24 protein-coding genes and 1 pseudogene are annotated in these 24,874 nt (G+C 72.4%); 14 read left to right on the top strand and 11 right to left on the bottom strand.

Features of this window, described 5'->3' with window-relative positions; all coding sequences use genetic code 11:
- Positions 1-104 precede the first annotated feature (104 nt).
- Complete coding sequence (gene helR, locus OO57_RS25410) at positions 105-2,267, top strand: RNA polymerase recycling motor ATPase HelR (RefSeq protein WP_033254968.1); 2,163 nt, start codon at positions 105-107, stop codon at positions 2,265-2,267.
- Here the strand turns inward: helR and OO57_RS25405 are convergent.
- Positions 2,264-3,106 carry a DUF3592 domain-containing protein gene (locus OO57_RS25405; RefSeq protein WP_033254967.1) on the bottom strand — a complete coding sequence of 281 codons (843 nt, stop codon included), beginning with the start codon at positions 3,104-3,106 and terminating at the stop codon, positions 2,264-2,266. The two genes, helR and OO57_RS25405, sit on opposite strands and share 4 nt — an antisense overlap.
- A 99-nt stretch (positions 3,107-3,205) precedes the next feature.
- On the opposite strand from OO57_RS25405, the gene OO57_RS25400 reads away from it, so the two are divergent.
- Complete coding sequence (locus OO57_RS25400) at positions 3,206-4,243, top strand: alpha/beta hydrolase fold domain-containing protein (RefSeq protein ID WP_051778231.1); 1,038 nt, start codon at positions 3,206-3,208, stop codon at positions 4,241-4,243.
- A 271-nt stretch (positions 4,244-4,514) separates the two neighbouring features.
- Here the strand turns inward: OO57_RS25400 and OO57_RS39805 are convergent, their stop codons facing one another.
- Positions 4,515-5,057, bottom strand: a complete 543-nt coding sequence (locus tag OO57_RS39805; RefSeq protein WP_051778230.1) for a pyridoxamine 5'-phosphate oxidase family protein — start codon at positions 5,055-5,057, stop codon at positions 4,515-4,517.
- Positions 5,054-5,356, bottom strand: coding sequence for a hypothetical protein (locus tag OO57_RS46930; protein ID WP_033254966.1), 303 nt, complete (start codon positions 5,354-5,356; stop codon positions 5,054-5,056). Before OO57_RS46930 ends, OO57_RS39805 begins: the two co-directional genes overlap by 4 nt.
- 216 nt (positions 5,357-5,572) lie before the next feature.
- On the opposite strand from OO57_RS46930, the gene OO57_RS25385 reads away from it, so the two are divergent.
- The 7 genes from OO57_RS25385 (at position 5,573) to OO57_RS44095 (ending at position 12,715) form a co-directional block, all read left to right on the top strand.
- Positions 5,573-6,466, top strand: a complete 894-nt coding sequence (locus OO57_RS25385; RefSeq protein ID WP_033254965.1) for a metal-dependent hydrolase — start codon at positions 5,573-5,575, stop codon at positions 6,464-6,466.
- A 230-nt stretch (positions 6,467-6,696) separates the two neighbouring features.
- On the top strand, positions 6,697-7,776 hold the full coding sequence (locus tag OO57_RS25380; RefSeq protein ID WP_033254964.1) for a PDR/VanB family oxidoreductase: 1,080 nt from the start codon (positions 6,697-6,699) through the stop codon (positions 7,774-7,776).
- Between the two features lies 1 nt (position 7,777).
- Complete coding sequence (locus OO57_RS25375) at positions 7,778-8,611, top strand: M24 family metallopeptidase (protein ID WP_033254963.1); 834 nt, start codon at positions 7,778-7,780, stop codon at positions 8,609-8,611.
- Positions 8,608-10,386: an SDR family oxidoreductase gene (locus OO57_RS25370; RefSeq protein WP_033254962.1), complete on the top strand. Its 1,779-nt coding sequence runs from the start codon at positions 8,608-8,610 to the stop codon at positions 10,384-10,386. Before OO57_RS25375 ends, OO57_RS25370 begins: the two co-directional genes overlap by 4 nt.
- 134 nt (positions 10,387-10,520) lie before the next feature.
- Complete coding sequence (locus OO57_RS25365) at positions 10,521-11,408, top strand: DUF3626 domain-containing protein (RefSeq protein WP_051778229.1); 888 nt, start codon at positions 10,521-10,523, stop codon at positions 11,406-11,408.
- Positions 11,409-11,435: 27 nt separating this feature from the next.
- Positions 11,436-11,867, top strand: coding sequence for a LysE family translocator (locus OO57_RS41475; protein ID WP_234337497.1), 432 nt, complete (start codon positions 11,436-11,438; stop codon positions 11,865-11,867).
- A 515-nt stretch (positions 11,868-12,382) separates the two neighbouring features.
- Entirely contained in the window at positions 12,383-12,715 is a 333-nt protein-coding gene (locus tag OO57_RS44095; protein ID WP_158715226.1) for a hypothetical protein, read from the top strand.
- 30 nt (positions 12,716-12,745) lie between these two features.
- On the opposite strand, the pseudogene OO57_RS41470 reads toward OO57_RS44095, so the two are convergent.
- From OO57_RS41470 to OO57_RS25340, 4 genes and pseudogenes are all read right to left on the bottom strand, one after another.
- Positions 12,746-12,910: pseudogene (locus tag OO57_RS41470) on the bottom strand (IS5/IS1182 family transposase); the annotation flags it as partial.
- Between the two features lie 11 nt (positions 12,911-12,921).
- Positions 12,922-13,254, bottom strand: coding sequence for a hypothetical protein (locus tag OO57_RS25350; protein ID WP_033254960.1), 333 nt, complete (start codon positions 13,252-13,254; stop codon positions 12,922-12,924).
- 414 nt (positions 13,255-13,668) lie between these two features.
- Positions 13,669-14,223, bottom strand: a complete 555-nt coding sequence (locus OO57_RS25345; protein ID WP_033254959.1) for an EF-hand domain-containing protein — start codon at positions 14,221-14,223, stop codon at positions 13,669-13,671.
- A 198-nt stretch (positions 14,224-14,421) separates the two neighbouring features.
- Positions 14,422-16,410, bottom strand: coding sequence for a hypothetical protein (locus OO57_RS25340; RefSeq protein ID WP_033254958.1), 1,989 nt, complete (start codon positions 16,408-16,410; stop codon positions 14,422-14,424).
- A 353-nt stretch (positions 16,411-16,763) separates the two neighbouring features.
- Between OO57_RS25340 and OO57_RS25335 the strand changes: the two genes are divergently transcribed.
- Positions 16,764-17,321, top strand: coding sequence for a recombinase family protein (locus OO57_RS25335; protein WP_033254957.1), 558 nt, complete (start codon positions 16,764-16,766; stop codon positions 17,319-17,321).
- A gap of 197 nt (positions 17,322-17,518) precedes the next feature.
- Positions 17,519-18,025, top strand: coding sequence for a hypothetical protein (locus tag OO57_RS25330; protein ID WP_033254956.1), 507 nt, complete (start codon positions 17,519-17,521; stop codon positions 18,023-18,025).
- Positions 18,026-18,257: 232 nt separating this feature from the next.
- Here OO57_RS25330 and OO57_RS25325 read toward each other — a convergent pair whose 3' ends face one another.
- A complete protein-coding gene (locus tag OO57_RS25325) occupies positions 18,258-21,455 on the bottom strand; it encodes a Tn3 family transposase (RefSeq protein WP_033254955.1) in 3,198 nt (1,065 codons plus the stop codon).
- Between the two features lie 175 nt (positions 21,456-21,630).
- Here OO57_RS25325 and OO57_RS25320 point away from each other — a divergent pair, with 175 nt between their 5' ends.
- Positions 21,631-21,921, top strand: coding sequence for a LysE family translocator (locus OO57_RS25320; protein ID WP_324606799.1), 291 nt, complete (start codon positions 21,631-21,633; stop codon positions 21,919-21,921).
- Between the two features lie 168 nt (positions 21,922-22,089).
- Here the strand turns inward: OO57_RS25320 and OO57_RS25315 are convergent, their stop codons facing one another.
- The 3 genes from OO57_RS25315 to OO57_RS25305 all read right to left on the bottom strand — a co-directional run bounded on the left by OO57_RS25315 (position 22,090) and on the right by OO57_RS25305 (position 23,545).
- A complete protein-coding gene (locus OO57_RS25315) occupies positions 22,090-22,383 on the bottom strand; it encodes a hypothetical protein (RefSeq protein WP_033254954.1) in 294 nt (97 codons plus the stop codon).
- A 165-nt stretch (positions 22,384-22,548) separates the two neighbouring features.
- Positions 22,549-22,755: a DUF397 domain-containing protein gene (locus OO57_RS25310; RefSeq protein WP_033254953.1), complete on the bottom strand. Its 207-nt coding sequence runs from the start codon at positions 22,753-22,755 to the stop codon at positions 22,549-22,551.
- Positions 22,733-23,545 (bottom strand): helix-turn-helix domain-containing protein, encoded by an 813-nt coding sequence (locus OO57_RS25305; protein ID WP_051778228.1) that lies wholly within the window; start codon positions 23,543-23,545, stop codon positions 22,733-22,735. Before OO57_RS25305 ends, OO57_RS25310 begins: the two co-directional genes overlap by 23 nt.
- Before the next feature lie 152 nt (positions 23,546-23,697).
- Here OO57_RS25305 and OO57_RS25300 point away from each other — a divergent pair, with 152 nt between their 5' ends.
- Together OO57_RS25300 and OO57_RS25295 are read left to right on the top strand one after the other, a co-directional pair.
- Positions 23,698-24,351 carry an AAA family ATPase gene (locus OO57_RS25300; RefSeq protein ID WP_033254951.1) on the top strand — a complete coding sequence of 218 codons (654 nt, stop codon included), beginning with the start codon at positions 23,698-23,700 and terminating at the stop codon, positions 24,349-24,351.
- Positions 24,338-24,871: a class IV adenylate cyclase gene (locus tag OO57_RS25295; protein WP_033254950.1), complete on the top strand. Its 534-nt coding sequence runs from the start codon at positions 24,338-24,340 to the stop codon at positions 24,869-24,871. The genes OO57_RS25300 and OO57_RS25295 overlap by 14 nt, the downstream gene beginning before the upstream one ends.
- Positions 24,872-24,874 lie beyond the last annotated feature (3 nt).

Here is a 24,874-nt window from a genome sequence, read left to right as displayed (position 1 = left end):
TGGTCTGAACCGGGGAACCCGCGCGAACAGCACAGACGGGGCAGACCGCGAGCAGCACGCGGACGGAGCGCGGCCCACCCGGCAGCGGATCGGAGTCACCACCCATGAACCAGCCGACGACCAGCGCCTTCGACCTGCCCGAGCGGCTCGCCGCCAAGGCGGACCCGGCCCTGATCGCCGCCGACGACCGGCACTTCGCCGAGGTCGCCGACACCCTGCGACGGGACACCGCGGAGCTGACCGCGCGCCTGGAGGAGGCCCGCCGCGGCCCCGGAGGGGCCGGGCGGGCGGCGATGGACCGCGACAACGAGGTGCACCAGCTCTCCGCCCGGCTGCGCACCCTGAACCGCTTCGGCCACGACCTGTGCCTGGGCCGGATCGTCCTCGCCGACGACCCCCAGCCGATCTACATCGGCCGCCTCGGCCTCGCCGACGCCGACGGCCGCCGCCTGCTGGTCGACTGGCGCTCGCCCGCCGCCGAACCCTTCTTCGCCGCCACCCACGCCAACCCGATGGGCCTGACCAGCCGCCGCCGCTACCGCTGGCAGCGCGGCAGGGTCGGCGACTACTGGGACGAGGTGTTCACCGCCGACGGCCTCGAGGGCCACGCCGCCCTGGACGACCAGTCCGCGTTCATCGCCAGCCTCGGCAGCTCCCGCTCCGAGCGGATGCGCGACGTGCTGGCCACCATCCAGGCCGACCAGGACGCCATCATCCGGGCCGGCTCGCGCGGCGCCCTGGTCGTCGACGGCGGCCCCGGCACCGGCAAGACCGTCGTCGCCCTGCACCGCACCGCCCACCTGCTGTACTCCGACCCGCGCCTGGGCCACCGCAAGGGCCGCGTCCTGTTCGTCGGCCCGCACCAGCCGTACCTGGCGTACGTCTCCGACGTGCTGCCCAGCCTCGGCGAGGAGGGCGTGCAGACCTGCACCCTGCGCGACCTGCTGCCCGAGGGCGCCGCCGTCGCCCCCGAACCCGACCCCGAGGTCGCCCGGCTGAAGGCCGCCGCCGGGATGGTGCGCGCCATCGAGAAGGCCGTCGCCGTCTACGAGGAGCCGCCCGCCGAGGGCCGCAAGCTCTCCACCGAGTGGTACGAGCTGTGGATCGACCCCGAGGACTGGTCCGAGGCGTTCGCCGCCCCCGGCCCCGGCACCCCGCACAACGAGGCCCGCCAGCAGATCCTCGACGAGCTGATCACCATCCTGCTCGACAAGAACGCCGACTCCTTCGACGACGAGGAGGACGGCATCTCGCCCGAGGTGCTGCGCCGCGAACTGCGCCGCGACCCCGAACTGCTCGGCGCGCTGCGCCGCGCCTGGCCGATCCTGGAGCCCACCGACCTGGTCGGCGACCTGTGGACCGTCCCCGCCTACCTGCGGCTGTGCGCGCCCTGGCTCGACCGCGAGGAGGTCCGCACCCTCCAGCGCACCGACCCCGCGGCCTGGACGCTCTCCGACCTGCCGCTGCTGGACGCCGCCCGCCGCCGCCTCGGCGACACCGACGCCGACCGCCGCCAGCGCGCCCACCGGGCCCGGCTGGCCGCCGAACGCGAACTGATGGACGGCGTCGTCGACCACCTGCTGGACTCCGACGACGACGGCGAGGGCGCGGTCGCCATGCTGCGCGGCGCCGACCTGCGCGACGCGCTGATCGACCACACCGAGAGCGAACCCGTCCACCCCGACCTGCTGGCCGGGCCGTTCGCCCACATCGTGGTCGACGAGGCGCAGGAACTCACCGACGCCGAGTGGCAGATGCTGATCGCCCGCTGCCCCTCCCGCTCCTTCACCATCGTCGGCGACCGCGCCCAGGCCCGGCACGGCTTCACCGAGTCGTGGACCGAACGCCTGGAACGCGCCGGGCTGGACCGGGTCACCCTCACCTCGCTGACCGTCAACTACCGCACCCCCGAAGAGGTGATGGCCGAGGCCGAGCCGGTCATCCGGGCCGCCCTGCCCGACGCCAACGTCCCCACCTCGATCCGCCGCAGCGGCCTGCCCGTCCACCACGGCGCCCGCGCCGAACGCGACGCGCTGCTGGACGCCTGGCTGGCCGACCACCCCGAGGGCACCGCCTGCGTGATCGGCGACCCGACCTACCTCGGCCGGGGCCGGGTCCGCTCGCTCAGCCCCGAACTGGTCAAGGGCCTGGAGTTCGACCTGGTGGTGATCGTCGACCCGGACGCGTTCGGCGAGGGCATCGAGGGCGCCGTCGACCGGTACGTGGCGATGACCCGCGCCACCGGGCAGCTCGCGATCCTGCGCTAACTCCCTTGCAGGAGACGCTGCTTGGCGAGGGCGAACTCCTCGGCGGTGAGCGCGCCGTCCCGGTGCAGCCGGTGCAGGCGCTCGATCCGGCCGGGGAGGTCGGCACCGCCCGGCGGGGTGTCCGGGTCGGTGCCGTCCCGCGGGGCGTCCGGGGTGTCGAGCTCCAGGCGGACGTCGGCCGGGTCGGCGGGCAGGAAGCGGACGGCGGCGGTGTCGCCGGGGCGGGGACGGGAGTGGGCCGGGAAGGACAGCGGGTGCTCCACCTCGTGCTCGGCGCCCGCCGCCGGGTAGCGCACCGTCAGGGTGGCCCGGTAGCGGCCCTCGTGGTCCGGCTCCGGCGAGATCCGGTCGACCCGGACCACGGTGCCCCGGGCCACCTCGCCCTCGGTGCGGATCCGCCGCTCCAGCAGCGCCGCCGCCCGCTGCGCGGCCAGGTCCGCCAGCCGCCACCGGCGCGAGTGCCGGGCCGCGGGCACCGCCCCCGCCGCCGCCAGCAGCGCGACCACCGCGAGCGGCCGCCCGCCCCAGCCGCCCGCTGCCGCGCCCCCCGCCCCCAGCGCTGTCCCCACCAGCACGGCCGTGCCCGCGCCGAACACCGGCACCCCGCCGTCCGGGCCGCCGCCCCGGGCGACCAACTGCCCGAACACGAAAGCCAGGAGGGCCCCGGCCAGCGCCAGCCCCGCGAGCACCCGCCCCTCGGCGGCGGGCTGGGTCAGGTGCGCCCGGGCCGCCCCGAAACCGCCCGCCGCCACGAGCACCGCGAAGAACCCCGCGCCGAACCAGCGCCCGCCCGAAAGGCCCGGCCAGCGGGGCTCGTCCGGGACCACCGTGTCGTCCATGGTCGTGATGCTAGCCGCCCGCCGGAAATGGTCCAGTCCACTGCGGACGAACGGACACCGGCCCCCACCGCGGAGCGGGTTGCGCGGATACTCGGCACCATGACCGAACAGCCGAAGGCCGGGCGCTCCCTCGCCGCGGACGCCGTGCAGAATCCTCACCTGGACGGTGAGTTGGCAGCCGCACTGGCCGCCCGCGGCGGACCGCCCGCACCGCTGACGCCCGACGCGCTGGCCGAGTGGCAGCGGCGCGACGCGGCCCGGCGGCCGAGACCGACCCTGCGGCAACTCGCCGACGGCGGACGCTTCGAGACCGCCGAGCACGACGCCGACGGCGTCCCGGTGGTCGCCGCCCGCCCGGCCGGGGCGGCCGGGCCGCTGCCCGCGCTGTTCCACCTGCACGGCGGCGGGCTGATCGGCGGCAACGCGTACGCCGTCCTGCCGCGCGTGCTGCGGGAGTCGGCGCAGCCGCTCGGGCTGGCCGTGCTCTCCGTCGACTACCCGCTCGCCCCCGCTGCCCGCTACCCCGCCCCGCTGCACGCCTGCCGCACCGCCCTGCGCTGGGCCGTCCGGCACGCCGAACGGCTGCGGATCGACCCCGGGCGGATCGTGCTCGCGGGCAAGAGCGCCGGGGGCGGGCTGGCCGCCGCGCTCGCCCTGCTGCTGCGCGACGAGGGCGGTCCGGCCCCGCTCGGCCAACTGCTGCTCAGCCCGATGCTGGACGACCGCGGCACCACCGCCTCCACCCGGCAGGCCGCCGGGCACGACACCTGGGACGCCGTCTCCAACGCCACCGCCTGGCAGGCCGCCCTCGGCCCGCTGCACCGCACCCCCGACCTCCCCCCGTACGCCGCCCCGGCCCGGGCCCGCGACCTCTCCCGCCTGCCGCCCGCCTACCTGGAGGTCGGTTCCGCCGAGACCTTCCGCGACGAGGTCACCGCCTACGCGAACGCCCTCTGGCGCGACGGCGGCCACGCCGAACTCCACGTCTGGCCCGGCGCCTGCCACGGCTTCGACACCCTCGCCCCAGACGCCGCCGTCAGCCGCACGGCGGTCGCGGCCCGACGGGACTGGCTGCGGCGGTTGCTGCGTCCCAGCAGTCTGACGGAACGTCAGGAGAACGGCTGGGGGCGGGGCTAGAATCCGGACGCGATGGCGATGGGCCGAGTGGGCAAACGGAGGGCGACGATGAGCGCGAGCGGTACCCGCACCTGTTCCTGGTGTGGCGTGGGAGGGCATGACAAGCGGTCGTGCACCGTTTCCCCCCGTGCCGGGAAGTGCAGCGTGTGCAACTTCCACGGGCACGACAAGCGCAACTGTCCGGACAAGTGAACCCCGAGCGGTAGAGCCCTTCTTCGGCTGACCGTGCGTCGCAGGCAAGCCCCCCGGGGTCGCGCTCGTGGCGTGGCGGTCAGCCGGGCAGGCGGGTGTCCGTCCAGCCGGTGTCGGTCCAGCCGGTGGGGGTGCGGGTGTGGCGGCGGCGCAGGTGGTGGCGGTCGGGGCCCGCCTGCCAGAACTCGACCTGGTCGGCGTGCAGGGCGTAGCAGTGCAGGCCGGGGGAGGGCGTGGCGCAGCTGGGGGAGGGGCGGACGGGGCCGCGCAGGCGGACCTGGCGGCCGTGGGCGGGCCAGTAGGCGGTGAGTGCGGCGTCGGGGCGGGCGGCGAACTGGCGGGCCTTGGGGGAGTCGGGCTCGGTCCAGAAGTGCCAGGCGGCGGCGGGGAGTTCGACGTCCCGCAGGACGAGCACCCGGGCGTCCGGGCGGCCCTCGGCGTCGACCGTGGCGAGCGTCAGCACCTGCACGTCCGGGACGCCCGCGGTGAGGGCGTCCAGCAGCCAGGCGGTGAACAGCCCGGCCGGGCCGGCGGGGGCGTGGTCCGGCGCCGGGTAGGCGGGGGCGGCCAGCACCGGGTGGGCGACCAGCGCGCGGACGAGGGGGGAGGGGGCGTCGGTCACGGGGCCTCCTGGGCGGGGGCGGCCACCACGGTGGTGCCGTCGGGTCCGAGGGCCGAGCCGGGCGGCAGCAGCACCTGCAGGCGGCTGCGGACGGGGGCGTCGGTGCGGGTGCAGGGGGTGTCGATCCGCAACTGCCGCTCGTCGACGGGGTGGTGGGCGGTCAGCAGCCGGACGTGTGCGACCAGGCTCGCGCGGTCGGCGAACCAGCCGGCCGGGTGCCACTGCCAGCCCGCGTACGCGTCGGTGTGGCGGCCGTGTTCCTCGTCCTGCTTGCGCTTGCGCTTCCGTTGTCCCGGCACGGGAGACACACTGGCGGGTCGCGGGGGCGGTGGCAAACGGGTTTGCGGGGTCGGGTCACCCGATCGGGCGTCTTATTAGACTCGGCGTTGATAAGGATGGTCGAAACCCTTGTCGGACCCGCTACCCGCGAGTAGTTTGCCGGTGTGCCCGCCGGACGGTCCCCGGGTCGTCCCTCCCGTCCGCCCCCTCGTCCACCGCGCGCCAGGAGGCACCCCATGCCCCGCCCCACCCCGTCCGCCACCGTGCACGACAGCCTGGTGCTCGAACCGCGCGACGTGCACTTCGACTGGTCCGAGCTGCCGCTGCACTGGATCCCCGACGAGCCGATGGCCACCCACACCATCAACGTCCTGCACCTGCTGCTGCCCGAGGGCGAGCGGTGGTTCGTCAAGGTGTTCAAGGACGCCCTGCCGCTGATCCGCGACGAGCAGCTCCGCGAGGAGGTGCTCGGCTTCATCGGGCAGGAGGCGATCCACGCCGAGGCCCACCAGGAAGTGCTCGACCACCTGCTCGGCCAGGGCCTCGACCCCCGCCCCTACGTCCGGCAGATCAGCTGGCTGTTCCACCGCGTCCTCGGCGACAGGCCCGGGCTGACCGCCCGCCAGCGCCGCGAGAACACCATCGAACGCGTCGCCTTCGTCGCCGCGATCGAGCACTTCACCGCCTTCCTCGGCAACTGGGCCCTCAACTCGCCCGGCCTCGACCGCGCCGGGGCCGACCCCACCATGCTCGACCTGCTGCGCTGGCACGGCGCCGAGGAGGTCGAGCACCGCAGCGTCGCCTACGACCTGATGCGGCACCTCGACCCCGGCTACCTGCGCCGCGTCCGCGGCATGTTCGTCTCCGGCCCGCTCCTCGTCCACCTGTGGATCCGCGGCACCCGCTTCCTGCTCGCCGCCGACCCCACCCTGGGCGCACACCCCGCCCCCACCTGGCGCGAGGCCCGGAACGCCGCCCGGCGCGGCCTGCTCCCCGAACCGGCCCGCTTCCTCCGCTCCGCGGCCCGCTACTTCGGCCCCCGCTACCACCCCACCCGCGAGGGCAGCTCCTCCCAGGCGCTCGCCTACCTCGCGAAGTCGCCCGCGGCGCGGGCTGCCGCGACGCGCTGAGCGGAGACAGGGCTCGGGGAACTGCGCGAGGGGGAACGGGACTTCGGGAAGATCCGGATTCCCCGAGCGCCCGCGTCCCGGCTGCGGGCTTCGCGGAGCGTGTCACCCCCAGCGGCTCCGCCCACCTGCAACCGGCTCCCCGTCCCCGGACCTCCTCGCGTCCCGTCCCCCTCCGCGCAGTTCCCCGCGCCCCTGGCTTCGCAGCCCTTCTCCCCTGGAGCCGTCACGTCATGGACCTCGAAACGCCGCCCCCCGACCTCTACGGGCGCCCGCGCGCCGACCGCTTCTTCGCCCGGCTGACCGCCTTCGGCGACTGGTACGGCCCCGCGCTGGGCCGCCCCGGGCTGCGGCGCAGCCCGCGCCGGGGCGAGGCGCGGGGGGTGCCGCCGCTGCACCTGGTGGTGCTGTCGCACCGGCCGGTCGCCGAGGACGTGGTGGAGCTGCGGCTGGGCGACCCGTCCGGGGGGACGCTGCCGCCGTGGCAGCCCGGGGCGCGGATCGTGCTGACGCTGCCGTCGGGGCGCGAGCGCCACTACTCGCTGTGCGGGGACCCGGCGGACCGGCACGCCTACCGGATCGCGGTGCGCCGGATCGCGGACGGCGGCGGCGGTTCGGTCGAGGTGCACGACGCGCTGCACGTCGGGGTGCGGTTGCGGGTGCGCCGCCCGCGCAACGGCTTCGCGTTCTGCGGGGAGGAGAAGGTGCTGTTCCTGGCCGGGGGGATCGGCGTCACGCCGCTGCTGCCGATGGCCCGGGCCGCCCAACAGGCGGCCGTCGACTGGCAGTTGGTGCACACCGGCCGCACCGCGGCCGCCCTCCCGTACACCGCCGAGCTGACCGCGCTCGACCCGGCCCGGGTGACCGTCCGCACCGACGACGCGCACGGCGTCCCCGACGCGGCCGAGCTGCTCGCGCACGCGCCCCGCGGCGCCGCCGTCTACGTGTGCGGGCCCGCGCCGATGCTGCTGGCCGTCCAGCGCGCGCTGCCCGCCTCGCCCGCCACCGCCCTGCACTTCGAACGCTTCGGGGCCGCGCCGATCCGGGACGGGCGCCCGTTCGCCCTCCGGATCGGTGACGCGACACTGACCGTCCCGGCGGACCGCTCCGCCCTCGACGTCGCCCGCGAGGTCCGCCCCGACCTGCCGTACTCGTGCAAGCAGGGCTTCTGCGGCACCTGCGTGCTCAAGGTCTCCGCCGGGACGCCCGAGCACCGCGACCGCCGCCTGACCGAGGAGCAGCGGGCCGCCGGCCTGGTGCTGCCGTGCGTGTCCCGGGCCGCCGAGGGCGAGACCCTCGTCCTGGAGGTGTGAGATGCCCCGATTCCCCTACGACGAACGCGACCTGGCGAAGTTCCGCGAGGTCCAGCAGCTCGCCTACCACTGCGCCGAACAGGTCGCCGCCTGGATCGAACCCGGCGTCACCGAACGCCAGGCCACCGCCGAACTGCGCCGCTGCCTGGTGCGGGCCGGGGTGCAGGACTTCTTCCACGTCCCGTTCGCCTGGTTCGGCGACCGCACCGCGTTCCGGCACTTCCGCACCCCGCTGCAGTTCTTCGCGGGCTCCCGGGTCCTCGCCGAGGGCATGCCGTACGTGCTCGACTGCGCGCCCGTGGTGGACGGCTACACCGCCGACATCGGCTACGGCGGCAAGGTCGGCGAGAACCCCGTCTGGGACCTGCTCGCCAAGGACCTCCGGGTCTACCGCGAGCTGATCCTGCGCGAGGTCCGCGCCCGCAAGCCGCTCGCCGAGGTGTACGCCGCCGTCGACGCCCAACTCGCCGCCCACGGCTACGACAACCGCCACCAGGTCTACCCCGGCCGGGTCATCGGCCACCAGGTGACCAGGAACACCGCCCGCGGCCCGGCCGGCGTCAACCTGTTCGGCTTCGGAGTGCGTACGCTGCAGACCCTCGGACGCGAACTCGTCAAGGAACGCCTAGAGGGCCGCTCCCCGCTGTGGGCGGGCGGCCGCGCCTCCCGGCACGCCCCCACCCCGGGCCTGTGGGCGGTCGAACCGCACATCGGCTTCCGCGACGTGGGCATCAAGTTCGAGGAACTCCTCGTCGTCACCGACGAGGACGCGTACTGGCTCGACGACGACCTGCCGCACGTGCGGCGCTGGGCACTCCAGGAGGACGCAGCATGACCGGCCGCAGCAACGGGACACACGGCACCGACGGGACCCACGGCACCGATGGCACCGACGCGACCCGCCGCCGCACCGTCGACTCCGGCGGACTCGCCCTCGCCGTGTACGAGCAGGGCGACCCGGCCCGCCCCACGGTGCTCCTGGTGCACGGCTACCCCGACGACCACTCGGTCTGGGACGACGTCGCCGCCGACCTCGCCGCCGACCACCACGTGGTGCGCTACGACACCCGCGGCTCCGGCGCCTCCGGGGTGCCCGCCGCCCGCGAGGACTACCGGCTCGAACTGCTCGGCCAGGACCTGTACGCCGTCGCCGACGCCGTCAGCCCCGACCGGCCCGTGCACGTGGTCGCGCACGACTGGGGCAGCGTCCAGGCCTGGGAGGCCGTCACCGCGCCCGGCGCGTACCGGCGGATCGCCTCCTACACCACCATGTCCGGCCCCTGCCTCGACCACATGGGCCACTGGATCCGGCACCGGCTGCGCCGCCCCACCCCCCGCCACCTCTCCCAACTGCTGCGCCAGGGCGCCCACTCCTGGTACATCGCGCTCTTCCAGCTCCCCGTCCTCGCCCCCGCCGCCTGGAAGCTCGGCCTGGCCCGGCTGTGGCCGCGCGTCCTGCGCGACCTGGAGGCCGTCCGCCCCCGGCCCGGCCACCCGCAGGCCACCCTCGCCAAGGACGCGGTGCACGGCATCGAGCTGTACCGGGCCAACATGCGCCCCCGCGTCCGGGCCCCGCGCGAACGGCACACCGAGGTGCCGGTGCAGCTGATCACCCTGCAACGCGACCACTACGTCGCCGACTTCCTCTCCGAGGGCCTGGAACGCTGGGTCCCCCGGCTCACCCGGCGCACCCTCGACGCCACCCACTGGTCCGCCCTGCTGGAGAAGGGCCCCGCGGTGGCCGCGCTGGTCCGCGAGTTCACCGCCCGCGACCACACCGCCGCCCGCCAGGAACCCTCCGCGGCGGGCGAGTTGGTCGTCGTCACCGGCGGCGGCAGCGGCATCGGCCGGGCCACCGCCCTCGCCTTCGCCGACCGGGGCACCCGCGTCGTGGTCTGCGACCGCGACCTGCCCGCCGCCCGGCGCACCGCCGAACTGTGCGAACTCTCCGGCGCCAAGGCCGCCGCGTACCGGGTCGACGTCAGCGACGGCGCCGCCGTCGACGCCTTCGCCCGGCAGGTCGCCGCCGACCACGGCGTCCCCGACGTCGTCGTCAACAACGCGGGCATCGGCCACTCCGGCACCTTCCTGGAGACCACCGAGGAGGAGTGGCGCCGCGTCCTCGACGTCAACCTGTGGGGCGTCATCCACGGCTGCCGCGCCTTCGGACAGCTCATGGTCGAGCGGGGGACGGGCGGCCACCTCGTCAACCTCGCCTCCGCCGCCGCCTACCTGCCCGCCAAACGGCTCGCCGCGTACGCCACCTCCAAGTCCGCGGTCCTCATGCTCTCCGACTGCCTGCGCGCCGAACTCGCCCCGCACCGCATCGGCGTCTCCGCCATCTGCCCCGGCATCGTCAACACCGACATCACCCGCACCACCACCTTCTCCGGCCTGCACGACGACGCCCTCGCCGCCAAGCAGGCCAAGGTCTCCAAGCTGTACGCCCGCCGCGGCTTCCCCCCGGAGAAGGTCGCCGCCGAGATCCTCCGCGCCGTCCGCACCCGCAAGCCCGTCGTCCCCGTCACCTTCGAGGCCAAGGCCGCCCGGCTGCTCGGCCGGCTCAGCCCGGGGCTGCTGCGCCTGCTCGCCCGGGTCAACGCGGGCTGAGAGACCTGGCTTCGCAGTCTGTCGCGCCCCCTGGCGGCGCAGCCTGTCGTGTCCCCCCGGCGGCGCAGCCGCTTGCTTCGCCGCTCGCGAAAAAGGGCTGCGGGAGGGGGGCTGACCAGGGCAGACTGCGCGCCATGGAACAGACGCCCGAAGTCCGCGCAGCCCTCCGGCACGTCGCGGCCCGCAGCAGTGGCGACCCGCTGCTCGCCGGGCTCGACGTCACGCTCAACTTCCACCCGGACCGGACCGGCGCCGACGGGGCGTCGATCCTGGCCGCGATGGCCCGCGACGGCGTCTACCGTTCCCAGTTCAGCACCGGGACCAGCAACGGCGGCCTCACCGCCCACCCCGGGGGCGACCGCTGGAAGTGGGAGAGCCGGATCTTCGGCGGCGCCTACGACGAGGCCCCCGCCGAGAGCCGCCCCGTCTACGGCGCGCTCAACCGTCACCGCAGCCCGTACGGCGGCGCGCCCCGCTTCGGCTCCGCGCACTTCCGCCTCGCCCCCGGCACCCTGCACCGGGCCACCTTCTGCTACCCCGACAGCTTCCTCGAACCCGAGGACTTCGGCACCATCGAGGCCATGCCGCTGCTCGCGCTCGCCGAGGCCGACGAGCAGGACGCCCTGGACGACTACATCGAGGCCCAACTGCACGGCCCCGTCCGGTTCGACCTGCACGTCGCCGCCCTCGTCCTGGACCCGAGCCACCGCGGCACCGAGGTCGAGGCCGCCGCCCGCGCCCTGCCCTGCCCCGTCGAGTGGCACCCGGGCTACCGCCTCCCGGCCGCCGAACTGCCCCGCCACGCCGACTACCGGGGCCCGCACGTCACCGCCCTCGCCGCCGAGGTCGCCCGCGACGGCGTGCTCGACCCGGCCGCGATCGGCGCCGCCGCCCGCAGCGGGCAGCACGACCCGCAGGACCTGAAGAAGGTGTGGCACTGCCTGGCCCGTTTCGGCCGCCCCGCCGACTCCTGGACCCGCCCGCTCCTGGACCCGCCCGCTCCTGGGCCCGCCCACGCATAGACCTGTCGACTCGTAGACTCGACCGCCGTGGACCTGACGACGATGGCCGGAGCGCTCGCCTCCTTCGCCCTGGTGGTGGGCCTGCTCACGCTCACCCCGGGGCTCGACACCGCACTGATCCTGCGCACCGCCGTCCTGGGGCGGCGGCGCCAGGCGTGGGGCGTGGTGCTCGGCATCCAGACCGGCACCCTGATCTGGGGCACCGCCTCCGCGGCCGGGGTCAGCGTGCTGCTCACCGCCTCCCGCCTCGGGTACGAGGCGCTGCGCTGGGCGGGCGTCTGCTACCTGCTGTGGACGGGCGCGCGGATGCTGCGCAGCCGCCACCAGCAGCCGGACGAACCGCCCGCGGGGGACGACGGCACCGGCGGCGGCTGGTGGGCCGGCTGGCGGCGCGGGACGCTCACGGGGTCCAGCCAAGGTGAGCCTAAAAGGGGCAGTGGGATGATCTTGGATGTGTGAGCCCACCCTTCGGGCCGAGGGCTTGGTCCTGTCCTGGGTTCTGCGGGCCTCCCCGTGAAGGGCTGCGGCTCCTGGGCGACCCCGCCACCGTTCATCTCGACGAGGACGCGGACGCCGGGGAGGAGCGGTGAACTGCCCACAGCCGACCGGGCGAGGGCGGTGTCGTTGGCTCCCCTCCGAAGCGGGTGCGCTGGAGGGACGGCCCCGCCGTGTGTGCTCTGATCGGTCACCACGGGGCAACTGCTGCTTTGTGGTCCCCTATCGCCTACCGCCGGGGTGCCGGTGCCCGGGTGGGTGTAGCCGATATTCTCGGCGCGGTAACGCTAAGTCACCGGGGCCACGTGAAGCGCCCTTCCCGCCGCATCCGTCGCAGCCCTGTCCCGGCCCGGTTTCGCCCCGACGCAACACGTGGGCAGCTTCGCTCTCTGATGCGTCACGTCCGCAGGTGTGGTGGGGGTTTGGCGGGGGAGGATCGCGAGGGGCCGGCAGGGAACCATGCCCTGAGGGGGGACGCCATGACTGATGAGACCGCACAGCGAGTCGAGGAAATCGACATGAGTTCCATCCCGGCGGGCGAGGGCGAGGCGGGGCAGACTGCTCTGCGCCCGTTCCCGGTGACTGAGGTGACGCCGGACGAGGTGGGCATGGTCAGTGTGCGGTATGTGGAGGGGACGCCTCAGCTCGTCATCACCGGCGGAACGGTCATCCCTGCTGTGCTGACCGCTGTGGACGGGTCGGGAGATGTCGTCGCGGAATACACCGCGCCGCGCCGGCTGGCCAGGAGCAGCAGTTACAGCATCCTCGAAGCGGGCATCGGCATGGCGGACTTCGAGGACACCGCGGGCTAGGGGTGTCCTCGAAGTCCGCCAGCAGGGGCATCGGATGGGTGGGCTCGGAGGCCGGGTGTTCCACCGGCAGAGAGACCATGCGCGGCGGATGTGGCAGCGCATGGTGGTGATGGTGGCGGCCAGAGCGAGGAGGAACTCGATGGCCGCTCTGCGGCGTTCGGTGCAGCGTCGGTGCGTGCCGCAGTTGTTCATCCAGGGGGCGCCTCCTAGTACACCTGGCCGATCTTCGGGTTGGGGTCGCTTCCGTCGCCCAGGGCAGGGGTCTCGTCGGGGAAGAGCGCCTTTTGCTGATCCATGTTGAAGTAGAGGCGGCCGTCCGGGCAGCGCGCCTTGTCATTGGCGAGGGGCGTGTTCCTCAGGAAGAGGTGCCCGTCGGCTGTCTTCTCGTAGAAGGTGATGCCGATGCCGAAGGGGTCGGTGTATGAGCAGGCGGGCGCCAGGCGCAGTGCCTCTTCGTACTCGGACCGGTTTCGCGCCGCTTTGAGGGCGCTGGCAGCGGCATCGCTGATGGTCGCGCCGTTGGGGAGGACGCTTGCCATGGGGGACCTCTGTTCACTCGACGTCAGGAATGATGATCATTCTCAGCGTAGGTATCGGATGCCGATCGTGTCAGCCGGAAGTCGAAAGTGATCCGGCACGTCTTCGCTCACGGTTGCCTGCCCGGGCAGCATGGGGGCGCTGAGCTGGCGGGTATGGAATCGGTCGGGTTCGGAACGACTCAGGAGCAGCGGCTGGAACGGCTGCGGGCGCAGTTGCAGGGACGGCCAGCGGTCGGGCCTGCCACAGGCCCTTGCCGGGGCTGAGGGGGCGGCGCCCGGTACGGACTCTGCTGTGAGCCGTGCCGGGCGCTGCTTTGCGCTCAAGCACAGGGGTTGGTCTGGTGGTGCGGGTGCGGCTTTCCCCGCGGTCCGGCCCGTACCTCTGTGCTGGGGGCTGTTTCGGCCGCCGGGGTGTCAGGCGGTTTGGGTAAGCGGGCCGAGGAGGAAGTTGCCGGGGGCGGTGGGGTCGGTGCTCAGGTAGAACTCGACGATGGCTGCCCGGTACTCGCCGTAGCTGATCACGCCGTTGCCGTCGCGGTCGACTCGCGCGAAGGCTTCCTGGGACAGTTCCTGCGGGACGCCGAGGGTGTCGTAGAGGCGGATGTACTCCTCGCGGTCCAGGACGTCGTCGCCGTTGGTGTCCAGGGCGTTCATCACCGCGTCGGCGATCGTCATGACCGCCGTCTCGAAGTGTTCGGGGGCGGTGACGTTGACCTCCATGGCCGTGATGAACTCCTCGCGGGAGACCTGGCCGTCGCCGTCGGTGTCGGCATGCTGGAGCAGCAGCTGCCACCACTGCTCGAAGGCGTCATGGATGGCGGTGATGTTGCCGTGGTCGTCGTCGGCTGCCGCCTGGGAGAACACCCGGGCGGTGGCTCGCAGGTCGGCCTGGGTGAGCTGGCCGTCCTGGTCCTGGTCGAACCAGTCGAAGAGCGTGCTGAACTTCTGGCTCGTCACGGCAGTCGTCATGTGCGTCGTCCTCGGATCGTGGGCTGCGCGCCCGAGTGCGGGCGGCGCTTCCCGCACGGTAGGGCCGCCTCCGGACTGGGGTCGCCGGTACGGGGCGAAACCAGCCCGGAGGGTTACGGCCGGGACGTGCGCACGACCTCGCGGGCTGCGGGTGTGCTCCCTCGGCGGGGGTGGTGCACAGCACGCAGCCCCCGGGGGTTACATGCTGCGGTAGGCGATGTGGAGGGTGTCGCCGGTGTCACCGGCCAGGGCGGCCTCCGACATGGTGGCCGCGCCGGGGACCGGCGTGTGGAAGCCGGTCCAGGTGGTGCCGTTGAGGTTATTGAGGACGACCTCTCCTTGCAGGGCGCGCACCGCGCAGTACAGGACTCCGTTTCGGACGGTCAGCGCGGGGGCGCAGTCGGTGAGGCCGCCGAGGTCCATCGGCGTCGTGGACCACGCGGTGCCGTTGTCGACGCTGACGTAGGTCTTGCCGTCCATGCCGACGGCAGCCACGTACAGATTGCCCGCGTGGGCGGCCAGGGCCGGGGCGTGGGGAGTCGTGAGGCCGGGGACGGGATGGAAGGCCGACCACGTGGTGCCCCTGAGCCAGGCCAGGTACACCTGGCCGTTGTCGTCCTTGCCGCGGATCGCGCAGTGCAGCTGCCCGCCCCGGCTGGCCAGGGCCGCACCCGCCGAGCTGGCCCCCGACAGCTGGACCGGCCGGCCCCAGTCGAAGCTGTTGGCGGAGACGTAGATCTGGCCCTGTGGGCCGCCGCTGGTCACGTACAAGGTGCCCGCGTTGACCGCCAGGGCCGGCGGGGTCCAGGTCGTGAGCCCGGGCACGAACCCGTAGCCGCCCCAGACGCCACCGCTGAACTTGCCGATATGCACGCCGCCGTTCATTCCGCGCGAGGCGACGTGGAGGTCGCCGTTGTGGACCACCATCGATGGGCCTGCGTCGGTGACATCGCGCAGCCGGACCGGGGCGCTCCACCGTCCGTTTGCCCGGGTGATCACCATGACGTCGCCGGGGTTGTCGGCCGGGGGCGGGCTGCCGATCCACTTGAGCTGCAGACGGTGGCGGCCTTCGGCGTCGCCGCCGTTGAAGACCCAGCCGGTCGAATTTGCCCCACCGCTGGTGACCAACTGGCGCAGCGCGGCCTGGCTGAAGACCAGGGTGCGTTCCTGGATCAGGTCGTCGTTGTTGCGGAACAGATCGATCAGCCAGGCCACGATGAGCGCGACGATCGCGGTGATCTGCACGTAGTCCAGGAAGTCGCCGTACTGCGGCGCCAGGTAGCCGTAGATCTCCATGACCTCAAGGAACTTCATCAGCTCCGCACTGATGGCGCGCAGCTTGTCGCGCAGCTCGTTCCGCCACTTGTCGCCGCCGTCGTCCTCCTCCCAGCAGGAGATGTTGCACACCAGGGAGGTGTTCACGCGGCCGTAGAAGACCGTGGTGTTGGCGGCGAAGTCGTGCCACTCGCCCTTGTCGACGTTGGTTCTCACCGGGGTCAGCAGCTCGGTCCGGGCCCCGAACGCACCCACCGAGCTGGTCGCCCAGTAGATTTCGTCGGACGCCGAGGCTTCGTTGGACTCGTCCTCGCAGTAGAACGAGTGCATGTCCACCCGCGCGATGAACGAGGCGTTCACACCCGGCTCCTCGGCCGGCGGCACCGTCGTCTTCGAGGCGGTCACGAACGTCGCCCCGTACCCGTAGGCGGCCTGACCCTCGATGAACTGCGCACTGTCCCAGGTCTCCTCGCCCGCAGCCGGGGCGTCCAGGTCGACGAGGTTCACATTGGCCTGCGCGAGGATCTCCTCGCGCAGCGCGGGCAGGTCCTTGACCAGATCCGCCACCGCGTATCCCTGCTCCACCGCCCGCCCGGTGAGCACCTCGGGGAACACCGCGGCCGTACTGCGCGCGGTGTTCTCCTCCCGGTACACCCGCCCGAAGTCACGGACCTCCTCCTCCGACAGCAACAGCCGCAGCGGAGCGAGCATCCGCGTTTCCAGGTCCGTCAGCTCCAGCCCGGCCTCCAGCCGGGCTGCCGCGTGCAGCATCACCCCCAGCAGCAGATGCGACCCCCGCGACGGCTGGGTGCGCTGCGCGGCCCGCGTACCCACCACCGGCGTACCCCGCAACTTCCCCCGCAGCCGCTCCAACCGTTCGGCCGGTGTGGTCCCGAAATCGACGGTCTCCATGAGCAACTCCCCAGTCTCATGCACGGTCCGGACGGATGAACGCGGCCGTGCGCATTGATCCTTCCGTCGCACCGCGCAAAGCGACAGGCCGTTTACAGCCAGTGATCTTGCCTCTGTCCGGCGCGCCGCACATGGCCCCCGCTGCCTCGCCAATGCAGGCAGCGCTGTGGTGAATCCACCTTCAAGACAGCCAGGGCAGGTGCCCGCGTTCATCTATCGACCGTTTGCCGAACGCACGCCGCTGCGCCGCCCCGCGTCCCCATTCCCCGTCGGAACCGTTCATTTTCCCGTTCATCAACCGCTAGCGTTCAGATCGCTACCTGAAGACGTTTGATGAACGGAAAGGGTGCCCCGTGGCGCTCATCGGACTGGTCCGCGTCAGCACCGACAAGCAGAAGACCCAGCGCCAGCACGACGCCCTCGGCCCGATCTGCCTCAAAGTCTTCGAGGAGAAGATCAGCGGCAAACTCGCCGTCGACGACCGGCCCGGCCTGACCGCCGCCCTGGACTACCTCCGCGACGGCGACATGCTCACCGTCCAGGAAGTCGACCGCCTCGGCCGCAACCTTCTCGAAGGGCTGATCGTCCTCAACGACCTCTTCCAGCGCGGCATTGCGGTCAAGGTGCTGGACGGCATCGCCGCTGGCGAGCACACCGAACGCTCGCTCATCCTCGACCTGGCCCTCGCCCTCGCCGAAGACCGGCGTCGCGACATCGTGAAGAAGACGAAGAACGGCCTCGACTCCGCCCGTGCCCGCGGCCGGATCGGCGGACGGCGCCCCGTCGTGGACGACGACAAACGGCGCGTGATCCTCGCCCGCCGCGCCGAAGGCCAGTCCATCCGCGAGATCGCCGCCGCCGTCAAGGTGTCCGTCGGCGTCGTACACAAGACCCTCAACCCTGCCCCGTAGCGCCCAAAATCCGCTGCCCAGCGCCAACTGGCTGTTCCACCGTCCCGGGGCCGCATTCGTAGTGCAGGCACGGCCCATGGCCCGTTCCCACCCGATGGGGTGACGGACGGTGCTGCGCGCGCCGGTCGAGCGATCGCAACGATCATCCTGAGGGCACTGGCCCCCATGGGAGGGGGCCGCGTAGACAGGAGTCCCCGATGAACCCTGCCCGGCGTGCGCTGGTCGCCGCAGCTGCCCTGATGGCCGCTCTCGGTACCGCCGTTCCCGCACAGGCCGTACCGCCGCCCAGTGACTGGCAGTCCCGGTGGTCGTTCAAACTCGATGCCGTGAACGAGGTGCGGAACGGGCCCTATGACCGTTACACCGTCTGGAGCGGGACATGCGCCGAGCCCGGCCCCTATCGCGCAACTATCCAGAAGATCGCAGGCTCGGACTCGCTGTTCCTCGGAGAGGGTCAGCTGCAGTGCAAGGCTGATCACACCTTCAGCGGAATGGAGATTTTGGTCTACGACTACTCCCGCAGCCGTGGACTCCCCAAGGGCACGCAGATCGATGTCCAAATCCTCGGGGCCGAGTCCGAGGTCGGGCCCGGCCTCGGATTCGGCAGCCTCGGGACCGAGTCCGGGCCCAAAATCCCCTGTGTGCGGGTTGAGGGAGAAGGCCCGGTCTGCCATCCTCAGCCCGCCATGAGGTTCACGATCTAGCCTCGGGAAGCCTGGCGGATCTCGCTCGCGCCCCGCTCCGGCCGTACGCGTCGGCTCCCGCAGACCCGGCGGCTTGCACCGGCCGGGGCCCGGCCTCTCGCGGCAGGCTCCCGGGCCTGCCGCGAGAAGGGTGTCCGAGAACTGCCCTCCCGCCGCCCATGACCGGCTGCAGTACCGGAGGGAGGAATCCTCGTGCTGGTTCGACGCCGAGCCCGCTCGACGTTCAGGGCCGTCATGCTGCTGTCGCCTTCTCGTCGCCGAGCACACTGAAGTCGACGTCCAAGCGGGCGTCGTAGGCGTCGGGTGTGATGCCGAGTTCGTGGGTGGAGTACTCGCCGAACCGCTTGATGTGCTCCGTCAGGTACGGGGAGACCTGCGCGAGGTCGAGCGGGTCGACCGCTCGGCCCTGGGCCTGCAGCTCACGGACGACGTCGGCGATGTCCAGGGTGTTGTGGAAGATCACCAGGTTGGCCAGCAGGGAGGTGAACTTCACGTCCTTCTCCTGCTCGGCCGGGTCGTTCGCCGCCACCGTGCCGTTCTGCCCGAAGCGCACCCAGTCCGAGAAGCCGTTGAACGCCTCGACCTTGTTGGTCGCTGCCGTCACCCGGGCCCGCAGCGGGCTGTCCGAGAGGTAGCGCAGGAGCTGGACGGTGCGGATGACCTTGCCCACCTCGCGGAAGGCGGTGTAGGTGGCGTTGCGCCGGGAGCCCGAGCGCAGGCGCCGCAGCAGCAGCACGGAGGAGATGGCCCCCTCGCGGATCGAGACGATCACCCGCATCAGGTCCCGGAAATGGGTCTCGATCAGGCGCCAGTCGATGACGTTGCGCCCCATCTCGCCGAACAGGGCGTCGATGTGCTCGTAACTCTCGGTGCGCGAGGGGCGGAAGAACAGCAGGTCCTTCCAGTTGCGGATGCGGGGCATCAGGTCGATGCCGAGCAGGTGGGCGATGGCGAAGACCGGGTAGCTCTGCCCCTGGGTGTCCGCGTGGAGGGTGGTCGGGCGGACCTCGGAAGTGTTCTTCAGCAAGCCCTCGATGATGTAGACGGCCTCCCACACCCCGCACGGCACGAAGCGCGTGAACAGCGCGATGTAGAGGTCGGAGACGTGGTGGTAGGCGATGCCGCCGACCGCCCCGTACCGGACGCTGGTCTCGGCGAGCAGGTTGTCCAGGTAGGTGTCCATGTGGGTGCCGTCGGCCGCCGCGGTGGTGCCGTTGCCCCACGCGCGGGACAGGTCGAGCTGAGCATGCCGGTCGACCACGTCGCCGATCGCCTCGTTCAGCTTCGCGGTGGTGACGTGGCGGCGGGACGCGATGGAGAGTTCGTGGCCGGAGACGCCGGCGATGTGCCGGGCGGCCTCGGCGAAGGTCATGTTCGTGCCCTTCACGAACGTCGTGATCACGTACCGGCCGAACGGGTCCCTCAGCTTGGGGTCGTTGCCGGACGCCGGCCCGAACCGGTTCCACCACTCGGTCCAGTACGCGGTGCGGGCCACGATCCCCAGCAGGGTGCGTTCGGGCATCCGCTCCTTGACGGCCTGCTCCAGCACCTGCGCACTCTTGCGGGGCTTCTCCGCCCGGCGGGCCTTGAGCCTGGGCGCCCCGCTGTCGGGGTCGATGAACAGCTCGTCGTTGTCCGGGTACTCGCCGTCCGCCGCAGCCGCCGCCGCGCTCAACCGCCCGCGCAGCTGGGCGACCAGCGCGCGGCCGTCGAACGGCACCTGGCCGTCCGGCGCGGCCAGGCCGACCTCCGCCAGGTACTCCGGCAGCTTCGCCTCCACCTGATCCCAGGGCAGCAGCTGCTCGGACCAGTCCGCGTACTCCTCCGAGCCGAGCACCGCGACGTCGCCGGTGCGGAGCTCGTCCGCGAGGTAGAAGAAGACCATCGCCTCGAAGTGGCGGCGCACGAAATGCCCGGGCCGGCGCCGGTCGCGGATCGCCTTCTGCCAGTTCTGGGTGGCGAAGGAGACGTCCACTTTGCGGCCGTCCGCGTCGAGGTCGGGGATGAAGTCGCGCACCAGCGCCCGGTGGGCCCTGGCGTGGGCAAGGGCGTCCAGCACCGAGGAGTCCTCGCTGGTGGCCCTCAGCTCGATCACGTCGGGCAGGTCGAACATCACCGGCCGGTCCGCCTTCAGGTGCCCGTGCAGCAGCACCTCCCAGTTGTCGCCGTGGTGGGCGGAGACCCGCTCGATCTGCGCGTACTGGGCGTCGAACCCGCCGAGCCCTTCCACCGCCGCGGTGAGCGAGGCGAGCCCGTTCGACTGCACCATCAGTCCTTCGGCCAGTGTCAGCAGGGCGGGCGAGACGCGGCCCTCCAGCTGGCGGACCGCCTCGGCCGCGCTCGACTCCTCGTCCAGGCCCTCCAGCGCGTCCAGCGCCCGCTGGGTCAGCGCGGCAGCCTTCGCCCGCGCGGTCTGCGCGGGCCCGCCGACGTCGACCTGCTGCAGCAGCGTGCGGTAGTTGGCGACCAGCGTCTCCACGATCTCCTGCTGCTGGCGCCGGATCTCCGCCAGCTCCTCGCGGGCCTTCTTCGCCTTGCCCGCCATCCGCTTGCAGAACATCGTCGTCAGGTCGTCGCGGGCCCGCATCCTGGCCTTCGCTGCCAGGCAGGCGATCAGCGCGACCCGGCGGCGGGCGGTGTAGTCCTTGAGCGTCGCCGCGTCCTGGGCCTCCGCCTCCCCGGCGAAGTCCGCGACCTTCCCCGTCGCCACCGACTCCAGCCACCTGGCCGTCTCGCCGAGCCCGTCGACCCACGCCAGGTGGCCCTTGAGGCGCTTGAAGTTCGACCAGGTCGCCCGCCCGGGGTTGTGCTTGAGCGCGTTGAACAGCGTCTTGCCGTCCAGGCCGACGACGTCGACCAGGCCCAGCAGCCGCGCTCGCTCGTCCTCGGTCATCCGCTCCCGGATGCCGGCCAGGATCTCCTCGTTCACCCGGGCCCGCACGGTGGAGGCCATCGCGTCCAGGGTGGAGAAGCTCGGGATCTCCAGCCCGGCCTCCACCAGCTTCTCCAGCGCGATGTTGATCAGGTCCGCGGGGTTGTTCTTCGACGCCGCCCCGATCCGCATCGTCTCCTCGGCCAGCGCCCGGGCGGCAGGCCCGTCGTAGCGCATCCCGCACCGCTGACGGACCATGCTCCGCTGGCTCTTGGCCGTCCGCTCCGAGCCGTACACCGGCAGGGTGTCCTCCGGGAGCTCCGCCGCCCGCCGCACGAACTCCATCACCTGGTCCGGCACGTCGTGCGCTTTCGGGAAACAGCCCATCCGCTGGTACGACTTCAGCGCCAACAACAGCGTCAGCTGGTGCTCATCGGAGTCCGCAGCCTCCTCCGCCCAAGCCCGCTCCTCCTCGCACGGCGTGAAGAACACATGCAGCTCACGCGCCGTGATCAACCGCTTGAACCGCGGATACGCGGTCCGCTCGATCGAAGTCATCCCCACCCCACCCGATACCCAGCCCCTGCCGGGCACGCGGTACGCACCCGCGCGAGATCATCGTGGCGTCAGCGCCGGGAGAGCATTGGAACAGCGGTACCCGGGACAGCGGCAAGCCCTGGGTGCTAGGCCCGGAACGCGGGCTCACAACTTCAAGATCATCCCACTGCCCCTTTTGAGCTCACCTTGGCTGGACCCCCTCACCAACCTGCTCAACCCGAAGGTCGGCGTCTTCTACGTGGCCGTCCTGCCGCCGTTCATCCCGGCGGGCGCCCCGCACCTCGCCGCCGGCGTGCTGCTCACCTCCGTGCACGTGGCCGAGGGCCTGCTGTGGTCCGCCGTCCTGATCGCCTTCGCCCGCACCCTGCGCACCCGGCTGCGCCGCCCCTCCGTCCGCCGCCTGCTGGACCGGGCCACCGGCGTCGCAGTGCTCGGCTTCGGCGCGAAGCTCGCCCTCGGCGACTGACCACCGACCGCGGCTCCCCCGTCCGACCTCCGCCCCGCCCCGCCGGGTTCCGCGTCCAGCCGCGGCGGGGGCGTGGACGTCCCGGCCGCGACGAGGCTGCCCAGGAGGCCGGTACGGTCCGCGCCGCGGACCGTACCGACCCCGGGCGCCCCCGCTCCGCGCGGCCCCTCAGCCCCGCAACTTCTCGATCCCGGCCCGCAGTTCGTCCGCCGACATGCACGGCGTCACCGTGACCTTGGCCCCGAGCCGCATCCACAGCGGCTCCATGGTGGTGACCAGCGAGGACTCCTGGTCCACGTCCACCACCAGGGTGAACCCGCGGTGGCCGTTCAGCGGGTAGAAGTACGCCGCCTCGGGCCGCAACTGCTCCATCATCCGGCCCATCATCTCGGGCATCTGCCCGCTGGTGATCAGGTCGTTGGACTTGTCGGTGTCGATCTCCGCGACGATCAAAGTTCGCATCGCACGCCTCCCGGGCCTCTCAGGGCTTCCGCGAACCGTTCCATTCTCCTGCGCCCACCCACCCCGGTCACGCCGGAACGTCCACCACGAGAACGGGCAGCTGCCCGGACCGGCACCCGCGGCGGCGTCGGCGGCCACCGGAGCCGTCACCGCCGACCCGACGGGTCAGGCCTCGCCGAAAGCACCCCCGGCAGCTGCGGCGGCGAAGGACGCCCAGGTGCTGTTGGAGAAGCGGAGCCGGGGACCGTTCGGGTCCTTCGAGTCACGGACGGCGGTGGTCGCGGAGTCGGGGGCGGCGACCTCGACGCAGTTGCCGCCCGATGCACCGCTGTAGCTGGACTTGTGCCACTCAAGCGCGTCGGTCTTCTTCACTCGCGTGCTCCTCAGTCGCTCTGTCGATGAGAGCCAGCGACGCCTTCGGGGAGAGGGCGTCGGCCCGGGCGAGATCGTAAGTCAGACGGATCTTCCGGACGGTCTCCGTGCTCTCGACCAGCACGCCTACGTGCGGTCCCTCGATGTATGCCACGTCCGGGCTGCCGTCGGCAAACGACATGAGGGTCAAGGCGCCCTCCAGAGCGGCATGTGCGCCACTCCGCTGCTCAAGCACCTGCACTACCACTACCCTTGAGCGGATCAGCTCGGTCAGGTGGCGGAGTTGACCGGCCATCACCGCGGATCCGCCGATCGGTCGGCGGATCGCGGCCTCGTCGATCAGCCACCACAACACGGGGCGTGTTGGACCGGAGAGCAACTCCTGACGGAGGAGCCGGGTGCGGATGCTGCTCTCGACCCCCGCCTCCGGCGCGAAGGGCAGCCCCGAGCGGAAGATCGCTCGCATGTACTGCTCGGTCTGGCCCAGCCCCGGAATCAGGAACCCGCCGAACTCGAGGATTTCCGACGCCCTCCGTTCGAGTTCCGCGTACGTCCGGAAGTAGTCCGGGTAGGGCCCCCGTCCGACGTGCGGCCAGAGTCGGCCGAACAGTCCGCCCGTTCCCAACGCCCCGTCCAGGCGTTCGGCGAACTCCTGGGTGGGGGAGCGCTTCGCCGTCTCGATCTGGCCGACCAGCGATCCGGTGTAGCCAAGGACTTCGCCCAGCGCGTCCTGGCTCAGGTTGGCCTCAGCGCGGATCCGGCGCAGTTCCGAGCCGAACAGGGCCGCCATCGAGGCGGCCGGGTCGAGGTCTCGCGGGTTCGGTATGGACTGGGTTCCCCTCTCACAGCTGCGGAGTTGGACTGGCGGCCCTGGTGAGGGTAGCGCTCCGTGCCGATGCTGTTACTCGGAACGAGAATCCCCCGGATCGTCAGGAGTGCTGCATGCAAGTGGAGTTGGAAGCAGAACAGCGGTTCCCGCGACCCCGCGGTGCGGACCGCGGAGCTTTCGTCACCCTGGACGGCCTCAGCGCGAGCGGGAAGACGACCGTCGCCCCGCTGGTCGCGGCCCTGCTCGGTGGCGTCCACCTCACGGACGACACCCTGCCGGGGTTCTCCCGGATGCGGGCCGAGGTGGACGACGCCGGGATCCTGCCCGCGCGGCTCCACTGGTGGTTGATGGCGAACCACGTGAAGTCCGAGAAGGCCAGGGAACTCGTCGGCAGCGGGCGGCCGGTGGTGGTCGAGTCCTACTTCCCGCGGACCGTCGCCACGCACCGGGCGATGGGACAGGACTGGCCGGTGGCCTACCCGGACGGGGTGCTGCTCCCGGACGCGGCGGTGCTGCTGGAAGTGGACGAGCGTGTCCGCCGGGAGCGCCTGCGCGAGCGGGCCGTACTCGGGGCGCTGAGTGGTTGGCACCGGCGGGAGGAGCCGGGGGTCGCCGAGAGCTCCCGGGTGTACCGCGCGTTCGGTCTCGTCCCGGTGGACGGCACCGGGCGCACGCCGGGCGAGGTGGCGGAGGCGGTCGTGTCCGTCGTCCGCAGGCAGGTTCGGATCCGTCGGCAGGAGAAGGAGGCTCCCCGTGAGCACCACTGAGTTCGAAGCGAAGATCCTCGACGTCGAGCCGGGGAAGATCCGCGCCCTGCTGGTCGCGGCCGGTGCCGAGCACGTGGCCGACCGCCTCCAGCGGCGCTACGTCTACGATCTCCCGGACCGGCCGGGGGCGTGGCTGCGGCTGCGGGACACCGGCAGCGGCGTCACGCTGTGCGTGAAGGAGATCCACTCCGACGCGATCGACGGGGTGACCGAGACGGAGACGGCGGTCGGTGACTTCGAGACGACGAACGCGCTGCTGGAGAAGCTCGGGCACCGACCGAAGGCGTACCAGGAGAACCGCCGCTCCTCCTGGCGGCTCGGCGGTGCGGCCGTCGAGATCGACGAGTGGCCGCTGATCCCCCCGTACCTGGAGGTCGAGGGGGACAGCGCCGAGCACGTCTACGCGACGGTGGCCGCGCTCGGGCTGCCGCTGGCCGGGCTGACGAGCGAGAACACCACCAGGGTCTACCACCGCTACGGGATCGACATCGAGGCGATCGCCCGGCTCACCTTCGCATGAGGG

Origin of the sequence: Kitasatospora phosalacinea (assembly GCF_000717185.1) — a bacterium.
Lineage (GTDB): Bacteria > Actinomycetota > Actinomycetes > Streptomycetales > Streptomycetaceae > Kitasatospora > Kitasatospora phosalacinea_A.
This window is presented reverse-complemented; position numbering and strand designations above follow the sequence as displayed.